Raw genomic sequence first — 15700 nt, 5'->3', positions numbered from 1 at the left:
GGTGTTTCTTTTGTTCTTGCGTTTCCGACTCTATCAGACTCTTTCGTGTCCGACTTCCTCGGTGCCTTTCCGGTTCCCGCTCGGCCTTTCGGCTTTCGCGTTTCCCTTTCCGGCGGTTCAGACTTTATCAGCTCTCGTTCGTCTCTCTGACCACGGCCACCGCAGACATGCGGAACCAGACTCAGGGATAGGATCTGAACTGATGGGTGCCGCCGAGGCGGGGCGCTTGACCGCGCTCCATGGCCTCAGGCAGGACTACGACTCTACATCGCGTCCCCGGTGGGCGCAAATCGTTAGTGCTGTGCTCCTACGTCTGCCAACCGGGACCACTCATGCGGAACCGGGACTTCTTATGACTTACGCTTCGGAACAGCGCGTCGTCCAGGACAGGTAGCGACGACGGCTACGAATCTCCACCCCCTGGGAGGCTTGCCATGACCACCGTTTCGTCCCCGCTTGCAGGACGCGCCATCGGACTCCCGGCAGTACCGGATCCTGTGTTCTCGGGCGCGATGGTCGGCCCCGGCACCGCCATTGACCCCGTGCGCGAGGCCTCCGACGCCGTCTCTCCCGTGGACGGCATCATCGTCTCTCTTCACCCGCACGCGTTCGTGGTGGTGGACGAGCAGGGTCACGGCGTCCTGACTCACCTCGGCATCGACACGGTGCAGCTCAATGGTGAGGGCTTCGAGCTTCTCGTCAACAAGGGGGACACCGTTCGGCGCGGCCAGTCCGTGGTCCGCTGGGACCCGGCCGCCGTCGAGGCCGCCGGCAAGTCTCCGGTCTGCCCGGTCGTGGCGCTCGAGGCCACGGCCGAGTCCCTCTCCGGGCTCGTCGAGAGCGGCGACGTCAAGGCCGGCGACGAACTCTTCAGCTGGCAGTGACGTCATCGCCGTCGCTGACGGCGGACAGTACAACCACCGCGGCGGCCGAGTCCGCCGCACTATCGGAGACGGGTGAGATGCAGACAACGCTGCGAGGCGTCGGTGTGAGCCACGGTGTGGCGATCGGCGAGGTTCGGCACATGGGTACGGCGGTTCTCGAGCCGCCGGCCAAGCAGATTCCCGCGGAGGAGGCGGAGCGCGAACAGGGGCGCGCCCGCCAGGCCGTGGAAGCTGTGGCGGCCGACCTGATGGCGCGCGGCAATCTGGCCGGGGGCGAGGCGCAGGCGGTGCTCGAGGCACAGGCCATGATCGCCCAGGACCCGGAGCTCATCGCCGACGTCGACCGGCGGATCACCGTCGGCAGCACGGCCGAGCGCGCCATCTACGACGCGTTCTCCCACTACCGCGAACTTCTGGCCGGTGCCGGTGAGTACATGGCCGGCCGTGTGGCGGACCTCGACGACGTGCGGAACCGCATCGTCGCCCGGCTGCTCGGTGTTCCCATGCCGGGTGTACCGGACAGCGACGAGCCGTACGTACTGATCGCGCGTGACCTCGCGCCCGCGGACACCGCGCTCCTCGACCCGGCCCTGGTCCTCGGCTTCGTCACGGAGGAGGGCGGGCCCACCAGCCACAGCGCGATCCTCGCGCGGGCGCTCGGAGTGCCCGCCGTCGTGGCGCTGCCGGGCGCGGGCGAGCTCGCCGAGGGTTCCGTCGTCGCCGTCGACGGCAGCACCGGTGAGATCTTCGTGAACCCGAGTGCGGAGAAGCGGGCGCAGCTCGAGGCCGCCGCCGCCGCGCGCAAGGCCGCGCTGGCCGCGTCGTCCGGCCCCGGTGCCACGTCCGACGGCCACAAGGTGCCGCTCCTTGCCAACATCGGCGGTCCCGCCGATGTGCCCGCCGCGGTCGAGGCCGGCGCCGAGGGTGTGGGTCTGTTCCGTACCGAGTTCCTCTTCCTCGACGACAGCAGCAAGGCGCCGTCCGAGGAGGCGCAGGTCGAGGCGTACCGCAAGGTGCTCGAGGCCTTCCCCGAGGGCCGTGTCGTCGTGCGTGTGCTGGACGCCGGTGCGGACAAGCCGCTGGACTTCCTGACGCCGGGCGACGAGCCGAACCCGGCGCTCGGCGTACGTGGCCTGCGGTCGCTGCTCGACCACCCGGAGGTGCTGCGCACGCAGCTCACCGCACTGGCCAAGGCGTCCGAGGGGCTGCCCGTCTACCTCGAGGTCATGGCCCCGATGGTCGCGGACCGCACGGACGCCAAGGCGTTCGCGGACGCGTGCCGGGAGGCGGGCCTTCAGGCGAAGTTCGGTGCCATGGTCGAGATTCCGTCGGCGGCGCTGCGGGCTCGCTCGATCCTTCAGGAGGTCGAGTTCCTCTCGCTGGGCACCAACGACCTCGCGCAGTACACCTTCGCCGCCGACCGGCAGGTGGGTGCCGTGTCCCGTCTGCAGGACCCGTGGCAGCCCGCGCTGCTCGACCTGGTCGCACTCTCGGCCGAGGCCGCGCGTGCCGAGGGCAAGAGCTGTGGCGTGTGCGGTGAGGCAGCGTCCGACCCGCTGCTCGCCTGTGTTCTCACCGGCCTGGGAGTCACCTCTCTGTCGATGGGTGCGGCGTCCATTCCCTACGTGCGGGCGACGCTCGGGAAGTACACGCTGGCGCAGTGCGAGCGTGCGGCGTCGGCGGCCCGTGCCGTGGACACCGCCGAGGAGGCCCGCAAGGCCGCGCAGGCGGTGCTGTCCGGCGAGTAGCCGAGCGGTTGTCGTTGCCGAGGGGCGTTCCATCGATGTGGTGGGACGCCCCACGGGCGTTCAGTGCGGGCGTTCAGTGGGTGTGTCCCCCTTCGGGCATCTCGTCCTCGAGGGCGAAGGCCGCACAGTAGTCGACGCCGGACTCCGGGGAGATCAGCTCTCCTGTGATGGCGTCGGTGCAGTAGGCGTCGAAGACCTCGGCGGCGGTGAGGGGCTGGAAGCGTCCCTCGTGCATGCGCCAGCCCTGGACGCGGTCCCGGGTGTCGTCGGCGCTGGAGCGCAGCACCATGCCGGCCGCGCGCTGCGTGGCGATGCCGACCGCGAGGACCGTGGTGAACTCCAGGGCCCGGGTGTCGTCGAGCCGGGCGCTGCCGTCCGCGTCGATCTCGATGTGCAGGGCGGCGAGAAGGGTCTGGTTGTCGGCCGGGACGCTGCACACCAGGTGCCGGGTGCCGGGTCCTGAGGTGTCCACTGCGCGGGTGATCAGATGTGAGGCGCGGAGGAAGGCGGCCCGTCCGATGTCCTCGCCGCAGGTGGCGCACATGCCGCTGCGGGCGAGTGCCATTGTCGCGTACTCCCAGGTGGCCTTGCGGACCGCCTCGTCGACGAGGTCGGGCAGCAGGTCAGTGAGTGGCTGGCCCTCGTACGGGATGGTGGGGCCGCCCGATGCCAGTTCGGCCGTGAAGCGGGTGCGGCTGTCGGGGGTGTCGGGGTTGAGGCCCGCTTCCGCGCAGTACTCCTCGTACTCCCCGGGGTCGAAGAGGACGACGGCGGTGTGGCGGCCCTGTGCGGCGAGGGTTCTGAGCAGGGCTTCGACCTGCTTGAGGTAGGTGTGGTGGTCGTCGAAGGTGAAGGTGCGGTAGCGGCGCATGGCCGCGAAGTCCTCTTCGTCGGCCAACAGGCCGATGGTTCCGGCGACTTCGCGGCGCAGTGCGCGTCGCATCGTGTCGTGACGGGTTGGCGCCATCATGTCCCCCTGCGCTTCGGTCGATCAATGCTCACTCACAGTAACCAGCGGCACTGACAATCGGCGCTGAGCGGCGGGGATGGCCGTCAGGAGCGCTTGCGGGCGATGTCCTCGTAGAACCGCAGGAGGTCGAGGTCGTCGACCGAGCCGGCGTTGACCGCCTTGTCCAGCGGGGTGCCTTGCAGGAGGCGTTTGACCGGGACTTCGATGCGCTTGCCCGTGAGGGTGTGCGGGACGCCGGGTACTTCGATGACCTCGTCGGGCACGTGACGCGGGGACAGCTGTTCGCGGATGGTGCGCTTGATGCGGTCGCGCAGGGCGTCGTCGAGGGCGGCGCCCGGGGCGAGGTGGACGAAGAGCGGCATCCAGTAGCCGCCGTCGGGCTGTTCGACGCCGATGACGAGGGACTCGCGGATCTCGGGGAGGCGTTCGACGGCTTCGTAGATGTCGGCGGAGCCCATGCGGACGCCCTGGCGGTTGAGCGTGGAGTCGGAGCGCCCGTGGATGATCACCGAGCCGCGTGAGGTGAGGGTGATCCAGTCGCCGTGGCGCCAGACGCCGGGGTAGGTGTCGAAGTAGCTGTCGTGGTAGCGGACGCCGTCCGGGTCGTTCCAGAAGTGGATGGGCATGGACGGCATCGGGTTGGTGACGACCAGCTCTCCGACCTCGTCGACGAGCGGCTCGCCCTGGGGGTCCCAGGACTGAAGATCCGTGCCGAGGCAGGGGGCCTGGAGCTCCCCGATGTGGACCGGGAGCGTGGGCACGGCGCCCGCGAAGCAGGAGCAGACGTCGGTGCCGCCGCTGACCGAGGCCGTCCAGAGGCCGCCCGGGGTGTCGGCGAACTCGTCGTGCAGCCAGCGGAAGCCGTCGGGGGGCAGCGGGGAGCCGGTCGTTGCGACGCACTTGACGCGGGAGAGGTCGAAGTCGCGGGCGGGGTGGACGTCGGCCTTGCGGCAGGCCATGACGTACGCGGCCGAGGTGCCGTAGAGGGTGGCTCCGGTGCGTTCGGCGATGCGCCACTGGGCGCCGGTGTCGGGGTAGCCGGGGCTGCCGTCGTACAGGACGATCGTGGTGCCCGTCAGGAGGCCGGAGACGAGGAAGTTCCACATCATCCAGCCGGTGGAGGTGTACCAGAAGAAGCGGTCGTCTGGGCCGAGGTCGCAGTGCAGGCCGAGCTGCTTGAGGTGCTCGACGAGGATGCCGCCCTGGGACTGGACGATGGCCTTGGGCAGGCCGGTGGTGCCGGAGGAGTACAGCACCCACAGGGGGTGGTCGAAGGGCACCGCTTCGAAGACGGGCGTCACGTCGGCCGCCGTGAGGGCGGACCACTCCAGGGTGCCTTCGGGGGCGTCGGTGCCGAGCAGCGGGATGTGCACGACCGCGCGGAGGGTGGGCAGTTCCGAGCGGAGTTCGGCGACGGTGTCGCGGCGGTCGTGTTCCTTGCCGCCGTAGCGGTAGCCGTCGACGGTGAACAGGACGACGGGTTCGACCTGCTGGAAGCGGTCGAGGACGCTGCGTGCGCCGAAGTCGGGGGCGCAGGAGGTCCAGACGGCGCCGACGGCGGCGGTGGCCAGGAAGGCGACGACGGCCTGCGGGATGTTCGGCAGGTAGCCGCTGACGCGGTCGCCGGGCCGTACGCCGAGGTCGCGCAGTTCCGCGGCCAGGGAGCCGACTTGGCGGCGCAGCTCGGCCCAGGTGACGGGCTGCGGGTCGTGGCTCTCGTCGACGTGGAGGATCGCGGGGGTGTCCGCGCGCGTGGGGTCTTCCGCGGCGCGCAGGGCGTGTTCCGCGTAGTTGACGGTCGCTCCGGGGAACCACTGGGCGCCGGGCATGGTCCGCTCGCCCAGCACGCGCGCGTAGGGGGTGGAGAAGCGAACGTCGAACCAGTCGGTGACGGCTTTCCAGAACGCGTCCAGCTCGGTGACCGACCAGCGGTGCAGCGCTTCGTAGCCACCGTCGGCCGGGGCCCCGTGGTGCTCGGCGGCCCATGCCTGGAACCGGGTGACCTGCGCTTCCGCGATCCTCTCCGGGCTCGGCTGCCAGAGCGGCGCAGGGTTCGCTGAGGACGTCATGGTGCGGCTCCCGGACTGTACGCGTCGTATGCGTGTGGAGTGCGCACGTGCTGGATGTGCGCGTGAACACGGCCGAAGGGGACGATGCCATGTGATCGACTGCCGCACCAGGGTGTGCCTCACACAGTCGGCCCACCGCTCATGTATCTGCACCCCAGGTGAACGGCTGTTGAACGGAGCATACGCGCGGCCTTTTCGGTGGCAAGGTGAGCAGTATGGACGGTCGTGACCTGGTGCGTTCGGTGAAGGCGGTCGGCATGGTCGGCACGGCGCAGGGGTTGCGCAGGGTGCGCTCGTCGTGGCGCAGATGGCGGGCGGACGCGGTCGGCCTGTCCCCGCGGGGTGCCGAGCGCGCGCGGGTTCCGGGCCCTGTGACGAAGGTGGAGCCGGGCCCCGGCGGCGGTGTGGTGCGGTTCGCCCGGTCCGAGCTGCGGGTGCGGGTGACGGCCGGCGGGGCGGTCTTCTGGGGGTGGGACGGCGCGGAGCCCGAGCCGTCGTACGCGCTGGCTTGCGGGAGTCCTGAGCCCGACCCGCGGGCGGTCCTCGAACCCGACAAGGAGGGCGGCTGGCGGGTGGTGTCGGAGCGGACGACAGTCGTGGTGTCGCGGCACGGCTCCGTGGAGCTGCGCACCCCTGGTGGGGTGATGCTGCGGCGTGATCTGCCGCCCCGCTGGTGGGAGCCGGCCGGGGGCGGTGAGGCGCGCTGGGTGCAGCGGTCGGAGGTGGCGGCTGACGCGCGGTTCTTCGGTCTCGGCGGGCGGTCCCGCGGGCCCCGGCTGCGGAACGGCACGTACCGGATGTGGAACACCGATCCTGGTGGCTCCTTCGGGCCGGGGGACGATCCGCTGTACATCACGATGCCGGTGCAGATGGTGGTGGCCGACGCGGGTACGCATCTGGTCTTCCACGACAACACGTGGGACGGGGCCGTCTCGCTGCGTGAGGGTGCGGAGGGCGCGGGTTCGGGGCACGACCGGGCCGGGTCGTGCGAGGTGCGGATGGACGGCGGGCCGCTGCGGTGCTGGGCGATGGTCGGCACGCCCGCGCGCGTGCTGCACACCTGGGCCTCGCTCACCGGTCCTCCCGCGCTGCCGCCGTCGTGGGCGCTCGGGCATCAGCACGCGCGGGCGGGGTTCGGCAGCGAGCGGGAGGTGCGGCGGATCGTCGCGGGGTACCAGGAGCGCGGGCTACCGCTGGACGCCGTGCACCTGGGCATCGACCACCACGCGGCGCATCAGGTGTTCACGGTCGACAAGGAGCGCTTCCCGGCGCTGCCGGAGCTCGCCCGGGAGCTGCGTGAGAGCGGGATCAGGCTCGTCTCGGTCGTCGCTCCGGCGGTGAAGGCGGAGCCCGGCGTGGAGCTGTACGAGAGCGGGGTGGAGGCCGAGGCGTTCGTGCGGGACGCGGCGGGGCGGCCGGTGCGTGGTGTCGGGTGGCCGGGTGAGTCGGTGTATCCGGATTTCACCGACCCACGCGCGCGGAAGTGGTGGTCGGGGCTCTACGAGGAGCGCCTGGAGCAGGGGTTCGCGGGGTTCTGGCACGACATGAACGAGCCGGTGTCGTTCGCCGCGTTCGGTGAGGCGACGCTGCCCCGTTCTTCACGGCACTCCCTGGAGGGGCTCGGCGGGGATCATCGGGAGGCGCACAACGTGTACGGCCTCGCGATGGCTCGCGCCGGGTATGACGGACTGCGTTCGCTGCTCCCCGAAAAGCGGCCCTTCTTGTTCTCGCGTTCGGGGTGGGCGGGAATGCAGCGCTACGGAGGAACGTGGTCCGGCGATGTGTCCACGGGGTGGCAGGGGCTTCGGGCGTCGCTGTCGCTGGTGCTGGGGCTCGGCCTGTGCGGTGTTCCGTATTCGGGTCCTGATGTGGGCGGCTTCGACGGGAGTCCCTCTCGGGAGCTGTATCTGCGCTGGTTCCAACTGGGGGCGTATCTGCCACTGTTCCGTACGCACTCGGCAATCGGCGCCGGGCGGCGCGAGCCGTGGGAGTTCGGTGCGGAGGTGCTCGGGCACGCGCGCGTGGCGCTCGACGAGCGCAGGCGGCTGCTGCCGTATTTCGTGACGCTCGCCCATCTCGCGCGGCGTACGGGCGCTCCCTATGTGCGGCCCTTGTGGTGGGGCTCCCCCGACGACAGGGCGCTGCGCGACTGCGAGGACGCGTTCCTGCTCGGTGACTCTCTGCTGGTGGCACCGGTCCTGGAGGACGGGGCGCGGGAGCGGACGGTGCGGTTGCCGCGGGGACGCTGGTACGACACGGCGACGGGTGAGGCGTACGAGGGCCCTGGGCAGGTCCGCCTTGACGCGCCGCTGTCGCGCGTCCCGGTGCTGGCGCGCGCAGGTACGGTGCTGCCGGTGCGCTGCGGCGACGGCGACCGGGACGGTGACGGCATCGGGCTGGAGGTGTGGGCTCCGGTCCGGGGAGCCACGGGTGGCGGCCTGGTGATCGCCGACGCCGGTGACGGCTGGGAAGAGGCGGAACTCGAACGCTTCACGACCCGCTGGAGCGGGGGCCGCGTGCTCGTCGAGAGGGAGGGCACCGAGAACGGAACCCCCGTGGGCCGACCGGTGCGGGTGCGGGGGCTCGGCGATTAAACGGAGCCTTGGGCGGGCCGCAGGCCAGTAGCGCCTGCAAGGACCGCGGGCCGGTGTTCAGCCGAGCGCTTGGGCGGACCGCAGGCCGGTGCCTGGGGGCTCCGTGCGGGTCCAGACCCATGGTTGAATCCCTGCGCGGAGCCACAGACCCGTGGCTGAACCCCCGCACGGAGCCCCCAGCCGACGCCCCGCCCACATCGCATCCATGTCCCGGCCCGGGCCTGCGCAGAGGGGCCAGGGCACAGGCCTCAGATGTAGCGGCCCTCGAAGAACGCTCGCGCGGCCAACGTGTGCAGCGGGAAGGCCAGTTCGTCCGCGCGGCGCAGCACGTGCCAGCCCTCCGTCTCGTCCGTCGGCACGGTGGCCGGCAGGTCGGCTGTCGTGCGCTCGGGGAGGAGACCGAAGAGCAGGAGGTAACCGTCGGGTGCGCTCATGGCGTCGGCCAGGCGGACGTCACGGCTCTGGGCGCAGATGCCGGTCTCTTCCTTGAGCTCTCGCACGACGGCGTGCCGCCAGTCCTCCCGGTCGTCGATGAAGCCGCCGGGCAGGGCGATGCCCCCGCGCGCGGGAGCGATGGTCCGGGTCACGACGACCAGGCCGGTGCCCTGTGTGTCGTACACGGGCTGGAGGGCCACTGCCACGGGCAGCGGATTGCGGTAGGCCACGGCTCCACAGGCGGCGCAGGTGCGGGGCCAGGCGGAGACGATGCCTTCGTAGGGTGCTCCACAGCTCGAACAGTGAGAGCCCTGGACTGAGTTGGCGGGATGTGGGGATGCGGACACGCCGCGGACTGTATCCGATCTTCGGGCGTCGGTCTTCCCTGGTGGGCCGTGGTCCTGATAGACGCAGGGGGCATGACAGCTTTTGTCCCCGCTCTGCGGAATCTCGCCGTGTCCACCGCCGCTCTGCTGGCCGTGACCGCCGCCCCCTCACTCGCGCACGCGACGCCTGAGCCCATCCATGCACAGGCCGTACCCACCCACGCGAAGGCCGAGCCCACCCACGGCAAGGCCGAACCGAAGGCTCCGAAGGAGTTCGTGGCGCTGCGCGACGTCGATCCGACGATCATCCAGGAGATGCGGTACACCACCCCGCACAACTTCGTGGGTGAACCCATCGACGGCTACAAGAAGCCGATGTGCATCCTCACCGAACCCGCGGCGAAGGCCCTGCGCAAGGCCCAGCGTTCGCTTCTGCGCACGGGTCACTCTCTGAAGGTCTACGACTGCTACCGGCCCCAGCGGGCCGTCGATCACTTCGTGCGCTGGGCCGAGGACCTGGGTGATGAGCGCATGAAGAAGGAGTTCTATCCCCATGTCGACAAGTCCCGTCTCTTCGCGGACGGCTACATCGCCGAGAAGTCCGGGCACAGCCGCGGTTCGACGCTGGATCTGACGATCGTGCGACTGCCGGCCCTGCCCACTCGCCCGTACATCCCCGGAGAGCGCCTGAAGTCGTGCTTCGGGCCCCGGAGTGAGCGCTTCCCGGACAACTCCGTGGACATGGGCACGGGGTTCGACTGCTTCGACACGCTGTCGCACACGGACGACCCGCGCATCAAGGGCGAGCAGCGCACCAACCGGGACCTGCTGCGGAACGCACTGGCCGCGCAGGGCTTCGTCAATCTTCCCGAGGAGTGGTGGCACTTCACGTACAAGCCGGAGCTGTTCCCGGAGACCTACTTCGACTTTCCCGTCTCGCGGAGGTCGCTGCGGGGCAAGTAGCGGCTCCCTGGAGGATGGCCGGGCGGGGCCCTGACGGAATCCGGGCGCCCGTGGCACACTCCTGACGGTCCGTCAGTTGAACCGTGGGACGCCAGGAGGAGCCTTGTCGCGCACGCGCACACCCGTAGTGGCCAACTGGTTCGCCGGGGAGGGCCAGGAGTTCCGTCTGCTGGGCACGCGGTGCTCGGCTTGCGCCGCCGTGTTCTTCCCTCGCGAGGACGGCCATTGCCGCAATCCCGGCTGCGGGGGCGGGGAGCTGGCCGAGGTGCCGCTGTCGCGGCGCGGGCTCGTCTGGTCGTACACCGACGGCCGCTACCGCCCTCCCGCCCCTTACGTTTCCGATCCGGAACTTCCGTGGCGGCCCTACGCGTTGATCGCAGTGGAGCTGGAGGCGGAGCGCATGGTGGTGCTCGGGCAGGCGGTTCCCGGCGTCCACGTCGACGATCTGGAGGTCGGCATGGAGGTGGAGATCGTCCCCGGCGTGCTGCACGAGGACGACGGGACGACGTGGACGACCTGGCACTGGCGGCCTGTGGAGGTGAGCGCGTGACCGGCGAGGTGGCGGTGCTCGGCGCGGGCATGCACCCCTGGGGCAAGTGGGGGCGCGGCTTCGTCGAGTACGGAGTGGTGGCGGCCCGCGCGGCGCTCGCGGACGCCGGGGTCGACTGGCGTTCCGTGGGGTCGATCGTCGGCGCGGACACGGTCAGGGGCGGCTATCCGGGATATGTGGCCGGGGCCTCGTTCGCCAAGGCGCTCGGCTGGCAGGGGGCGCGGGTGGCGAGCGTGTACGCGGCCTGCGCGTCCGGTGCGCAGGCCGTCTCCACCGCGCGTACGCAGATCCTGGCGGGCATGGCCGACGTGGTCCTGGTGGTCGGTGCCGACGCGGCTCCCAAGGGCTTCTTCCGTCCCGCGGGCGGGGACCGGCCCGACGACCCCGACTGGCTGCGCTTCCGGGTGCTCGGTGCGACCAACCCCGCCTACTTCGGTCTCTACGCACGCCGCAGAATGGCCGTCCATGGCGACACCCTGGAAGACTTCGCGCAGGTCAAGGTGAAGAACGCGGCATCGGGCGCGCTCAACGAATACGCGCGCTACCGCAAGAGCGTCACGGCCGAGGAGGTCGCCGCCTCGGCCGTCGTCGCCGATCCGCTGCGGCTGCTCGACATATGCGCCACCTCGGACGGGGCGGCCGCCCTCGTCCTGTCCAGCATGGACTTCGCGCGGCGGCACGGGGCGCCGGACCCCGTGCGCGTCCGCGCGGTCTCCACCGTCACGCCGACCTATCCGAACACGGTGCTCGACCTGCCGGACATCGCCACGGACTCGGCCGCCGCCGTCGCCCCCGCCGACCGGACGTTCCGTGCGTCCATCGCGCGTGCGGCGTACGAAGAAGCGGGGATAGGCCCCGAGGACATATCCCTGGCGGAGGTCTATGACCTGTCGACCGCGCTGGAGTTGCAGTGGTACGAGGATCTGGGGCTCTGCGGCGAGGGTGAGGGGGCCAAGCTGCTGCGCGACGGGGTGACGGCTCCGGGCGGGCGTGTGCCGGTGAACAGCAGCGGAGGCCTCGCCTCCTTCGGAGAGGCCGTGCCCGCGCAGGCCATCGCCCAGGTGTGCGAGCTGACGTGGCAGTTGCGGGGTGAGGCAGGGGCGAGGCAGGTGGAGGGGGCCCGTGTGGGGATCACCGCGAACCAGGGTCTCTTCGGGCACGGGTCCTCGGTGGTCGCCGTACGGTGAGCGCGCCCGTGGCCGCCGTGCGTCGAGCCTCTCGGCAGAGGTCCGGGTCCGCCGCGCGGGCGTCGCGGGGGGAAGCCGTCGCACCGGTTAACCGTTGCCGTCCGCGACCTTGACGCTCCATCACCACCGGTGAACACTTCCGGGTGTCAGTCGGCGTCGCCGCACCTCGGCTCCGGCGCTCAGAGCCTCTGCGCGCGAAGGGTCCGTACGAAGACCCTGGTCAACGGGGTATCCCCCCATGGGCGATGCGACTGCCACGGCGCGCTTGTGATGGCCGCCGGGCGGAGTGCGGAGACTTTCGCCCTCGGCTCCGACAGCCGGGCCCATCCAGGCAGCAGTCGTGGGAACCGCACCGTGCACGGAGTACCGGGGCGCACCGCCCCGGGCGAGGGCCTAGGAGCCGCCATGTACTCAAACGGGGACATCTTCATCGGTGAGGTCATCGGCACCGCGATCCTGATTCTGCTCGGCGCCGGCGTGTGCGCCGCCGTCACGCTCAGCCATTCGAAGGCGAAGGCCTCCGGGTGGGTCGTCATCGCCTTCGGCTGGGGTTTCGGCGTGCTCGCGGGCGCCTACACCGCGGGCCCGCTCTCCGGCGGCCACCTCAACCCCGCCGTCACGCTCGGCATCGCCATCGACACCGACAAGTGGGACAAGGTCTGGATCTATGTGCTCGGCCAGATGGTCGGCGCGATGCTCGGCGCCGTGCTCGCGTACCTCGTGTACCTCGCGCAGTTCAACGCCAACGTCACGCGGAGCGCGAAGGACGAGGCGGCCGGCGCGGGCGCGCACGAACCGACGCCCACGCTGGGCATCTTCTCCACCATCCCGGAAATCCGGAACCCGGTCGCCAACCTCATCACCGAGGTCATCGCGACCATCGCGCTGGTACTGCCGATCCTCGCCTTCGGTCTCACCAAGGGACTCGGCGAATCGGGCATACAGACGCTGATCGTGGCCTTCCTCGTCGTCGGCATCGGTCTCTCGCTCGGCGGACCCACGGGTTACGCGATCAACCCGGCGCGCGACCTCGGTCCGCGCGTCGTACACACGTTCCTGCCGATCCCCAACAAGGGCACGTCCGACTGGAGCTACGCCTGGGTCCCGGTGGCGGGGCCGCTGATCGGCGGAGCCCTCGCGGGCCTCATCTACAACGCAGCCTTCTAAGTTCAAACGCAGCGTTCTGAGTCTTCTCTTCAAGGGTCATCAAGGGGTAGCCATGCCGGAGAGCTCCGAGAAATTCGTCGCCGCGATCGACCAGGGCACCACTTCGAGTCGCTGCATCATCTTCGACCAGGACGGCGCGATCGTCGCCGTGGACCAGCGCGAGCACCGCCAGATCTTCCCCAAGCCCGGCTGGGTGGAGCACGACGCCACCGAGATCTGGTCCAAGGTGCAGGCGGTGGTCGCGGGGGCGATCGCCAAGGCCGGGCTCCGCGCCGACCAGTTGAGCGCGCTCGGCATCACCAACCAGCGTGAGACGACCGTGCTGTGGGACCGGGCCACGGGCAAGCCCGTGCACAACGCCATCGTCTGGCAGGACACCCGCACCGCGGCGCTCTGCAACGAACTGGGCGGCTCGGACGGCCAGGACCGCTTCCGTGAGCAGACCGGGCTGCCGCTCGCCAGCTACTTCTCCGGGCCCAAGGCGGCCTGGCTGCTCGACAACGTGCCGGGGCTCCGGGCCCGCGCGGAACGGGGCGAGATCGCCTTCGGCACCATCGACTCCTGGCTGATCTGGAACCTCACGGGCGGCACCGACGGCGGCAAACACGTCACCGACGTCACCAACGCGGGCCGCACCATGCTGATGAACCTGGAGACGCTCCAGTGGGACGCGTCGATCCTGTCGGCGATGAACGTGCCCGAGGCGGTCCTGCCGGAGATCAGGTCGTCGTCCGAGGTGTACGGGACGGCCGTGGGGCAGCTCTCCGGAGTGCCCGTCGCCTCCGCGCTCGGCGACCAGCAGGCGGCCGTCTTCGGGCAGGCCTGCTACGACACGGGGACGGCCAAGAACACGTACGGCACCGGCAGTTTCCTGCTGCTCAACACCGGCAACCGGCCCGTGGCCTCCAAGAACGGGCTGCTGACCACCATGGGCTACAAGATCGGCTCCGAGGCGCCCGTGTACTGCCTCGAGGGGTCCATCGCGATCACGGGCGCCCTGGTGCAGTGGTTCCGCGACCAGCTCGGCATCATCCGCAGCGCGGACGAGATCGAGACCCTCGCGGCGAGCGTGGACGACAACGGCGGCGCGTACATCGTCCCGGCGTTCTCCGGCCTCTACGCTCCGTACTGGCGCTCGGACGCGCGTGGCGTCGTCACCGGCCTGACCCGGTACGTCACCAAGGCGCACCTGGCGCGCGCGGTCCTCGAGGCCACGAGCTGGCAGACCCGTGAGGTCGTCGACGCCATGTACCAGGACTCCGGGGTGCGGATCACCACCCTGAAGGTGGACGGCGGCATGACCAAGAACAACCTGCTGATGCAGCACCAGGCGGACGTTCTGGGAGTGCCGGTGATCCGTCCTAAGGTGTCCGAGACGACGTGCCTGGGCGCCGCCTACGCGGCCGGGCTCGCCACCGGTGTCTGGAACGACCTCGACGAACTCAAGGCGCACTGGCAGCAGGACGTCGAGTGGTCGCCGCGGATGGAGGCGACCGCGCGGGACAAGGAGTTCCACAACTGGCGCAAGGCCGTGGAACGCAGCTTCGGCTGGCTGGAGGACGGGGAGAGCTGAGCCGCGCGGAGCCGCGGCCCGTACCCCGGTCGGCGGGGGTACGGGTCGTGGACCGTCAGGTGGTGGCGGGCTCGCGGACGGCCGCCGCGGCCGCCATGGCGTGTTCGACGACACCGATGAGGACGTCCTTGACGGACTCGCGCTCACGGGCGTCGCACAGCACGACGGGTACGTCACCGTCGATGTCGAGGGCCTGCCGGACGGCGTCAGCCGGGTAGCGCGAGGCGTCGTCGAAGCAGTTGACGCCGATGACGAACGGTATGGAGCGCCGCTCGAAGTAGTCGACGGCGGCGAAGCAGTCCTCCAGGCGGCGGGTGTCGGCGAGGACCACGGCCCCGAGCGCACCGGTGGCCAGCTCGTCCCAGAGGAACCAGAAGCGGTCCTGGCCCGGGGTGCCGAAGAGATACAGGACCAGGTCGTCGCGCAGGGTGATGCGGCCGAAGTCCATCGCCACCGTCGTGGTGTGCTTGCCCGCCACGCCGCTCGTGTCGTCGATGGGGCGGCCCGCCTCGCTGAGGGTCTCCTCGGTGCGCAGCGGCTTGATCTCGCTGACCGCGCCGACCAGGGTCGTCTTGCCGACGCCGAAGCCTCCGGCCACCAGGATCTTCAGCGTGACCGGCTCGACGGGGGCCTTGCCGCGCTCAGAACGCCTGAAGATCATCGCTCACTTCTCCTGCATCAGTGGTGTCGCGCGGGGCCGGTCCGTTTCCGGTGCCGCCCCGTAACTGCCGGCCAGTCACGTCGTCTCTCCCGCTTCCGCGCTGATCAGAGCGCCCGGAGGCCGCTGATCACGTCGCGCAGAATACTCTCGTCCGGCAGCTCGGCGGGGGGCACGGGCCGGGTCACGTGCACCAGTTCGTCGTCGACGAGATCCCCGATCAGGACCCGCACCACCCCGATGGGCAGGTCGAGTTCGGCCGCCAGCTCGGCGACCGACTGAGGCGTGTCACGGCAGAGGTCGACGATGTCCACGTGCTCCGGGGACAGCGTCTGGTCCGCCTCGTGGTCGCCGGACAGCTGCGCCTCGGCGATCACGACCGCGATGAGATCGAGGCGGTGCTGACCCGGGCTCGTGGTGCGCCCGCGCGTCATGGCGTACGGGCGCACCACCGGTCCGGCCTCGTCGTCGAACCAGCGGTGCGTCTCCTGCGTCCCCGGGGTCCCGGCCGTTCCGGATGTCCCCCACAGTGCCTTGGTTCTGTGCGTTCCTCGACCGTCGTGGCTCATGCCCTCC

General features: G+C 70.5%; 13 protein-coding genes. 8 read left to right on the top strand and 5 right to left on the bottom strand.

Translation table 11 applies throughout. From position 1 onward, the window contains the following. Positions 1-434: 434 nt before the first annotated feature. A complete protein-coding gene (locus ACZ6JY_RS20175; protein ID WP_469197330.1) occupies positions 435-884 on the top strand; it encodes a PTS sugar transporter subunit IIA in 450 nt (149 codons plus the stop codon). A gap of 77 nt (positions 885-961) precedes the next feature. Next, a complete protein-coding gene (gene ptsP / locus ACZ6JY_RS20170; RefSeq protein WP_469197329.1) occupies positions 962-2632 on the top strand; it encodes a phosphoenolpyruvate--protein phosphotransferase in 1671 nt (556 codons plus the stop codon). Positions 2633-2705: 73 nt separating this feature from the next. Here ptsP and ACZ6JY_RS20165 read toward each other — a convergent pair whose 3' ends face one another. Continuing rightward, a complete protein-coding gene (locus ACZ6JY_RS20165; RefSeq protein ID WP_469197328.1) occupies positions 2706-3599 on the bottom strand; it encodes a hypothetical protein in 894 nt (297 codons plus the stop codon). An 86-nt stretch (positions 3600-3685) separates the two neighbouring features. Then, the gene (locus tag ACZ6JY_RS20160) at positions 3686-5671 is read right to left on the bottom strand and encodes an acetoacetate--CoA ligase (protein WP_469197327.1); all 1986 of its coding nucleotides are present in this window, start codon (positions 5669-5671) and stop codon (positions 3686-3688) included. A gap of 215 nt (positions 5672-5886) precedes the next feature. Between ACZ6JY_RS20160 and ACZ6JY_RS20155 the strand changes: the two genes are divergently transcribed. Continuing rightward, entirely contained in the window at positions 5887-8265 is a 2379-nt protein-coding gene (locus ACZ6JY_RS20155; RefSeq protein ID WP_469197326.1) for a glycoside hydrolase family 31 protein, read from the top strand. A 248-nt stretch (positions 8266-8513) separates the two neighbouring features. Here ACZ6JY_RS20155 and ACZ6JY_RS20150 read toward each other — a convergent pair whose 3' ends face one another. Next, positions 8514-9047 (bottom strand): NUDIX domain-containing protein, encoded by a 534-nt coding sequence (locus ACZ6JY_RS20150; protein ID WP_469197325.1) that lies wholly within the window; start codon positions 9045-9047, stop codon positions 8514-8516. Positions 9048-9119: 72 nt separating this feature from the next. Here ACZ6JY_RS20150 and ACZ6JY_RS20145 point away from each other — a divergent pair, with 72 nt between their 5' ends. The 5 genes from ACZ6JY_RS20145 to glpK all read left to right on the top strand — a co-directional run bounded on the left by ACZ6JY_RS20145 (position 9120) and on the right by glpK (position 14466). After that, positions 9120-9989 (top strand): M15 family metallopeptidase, encoded by an 870-nt coding sequence (locus ACZ6JY_RS20145; protein WP_469197324.1) that lies wholly within the window; start codon positions 9120-9122, stop codon positions 9987-9989. A 103-nt stretch (positions 9990-10092) separates the two neighbouring features. After that, entirely contained in the window at positions 10093-10539 is a 447-nt protein-coding gene (locus ACZ6JY_RS20140; protein WP_469197323.1) for a Zn-ribbon domain-containing OB-fold protein, read from the top strand. Beyond that, complete coding sequence (locus ACZ6JY_RS20135) at positions 10536-11726, top strand: lipid-transfer protein (RefSeq protein WP_469197322.1); 1191 nt, start codon at positions 10536-10538, stop codon at positions 11724-11726. The genes ACZ6JY_RS20140 and ACZ6JY_RS20135 overlap by 4 nt, the downstream gene beginning before the upstream one ends. 405 nt (positions 11727-12131) lie before the next feature. Beyond that, positions 12132-12893 (top strand): MIP/aquaporin family protein, encoded by a 762-nt coding sequence (locus ACZ6JY_RS20130; RefSeq protein WP_469197321.1) that lies wholly within the window; start codon positions 12132-12134, stop codon positions 12891-12893. Between the two features lie 52 nt (positions 12894-12945). Further along, on the top strand, positions 12946-14466 hold the full coding sequence (glpK, locus tag ACZ6JY_RS20125) for a glycerol kinase GlpK (protein ID WP_469197320.1): 1521 nt from the start codon (positions 12946-12948) through the stop codon (positions 14464-14466). A 55-nt stretch (positions 14467-14521) separates the two neighbouring features. On the opposite strand, the gene ACZ6JY_RS20120 is transcribed toward glpK, so the two are convergent. Together ACZ6JY_RS20120 and ACZ6JY_RS20115 are read right to left on the bottom strand one after the other, a co-directional pair. Beyond that, positions 14522-15127, bottom strand: coding sequence for a GTP-binding protein (locus tag ACZ6JY_RS20120; RefSeq protein WP_469197319.1), 606 nt, complete (start codon positions 15125-15127; stop codon positions 14522-14524). 104 nt (positions 15128-15231) lie between these two features. Next, positions 15232-15693, bottom strand: coding sequence for a DUF742 domain-containing protein (locus ACZ6JY_RS20115; RefSeq protein WP_469197318.1), 462 nt, complete (start codon positions 15691-15693; stop codon positions 15232-15234). Positions 15694-15700: the final 7 nt, after the last annotated feature.

This window comes from Streptomyces sp. NPDC046335, from assembly GCF_055587985.1.
The sequence above is the reverse complement of the archived record's forward strand: the minus strand, read 5'-3'. Positions and strand labels throughout refer to the sequence as shown.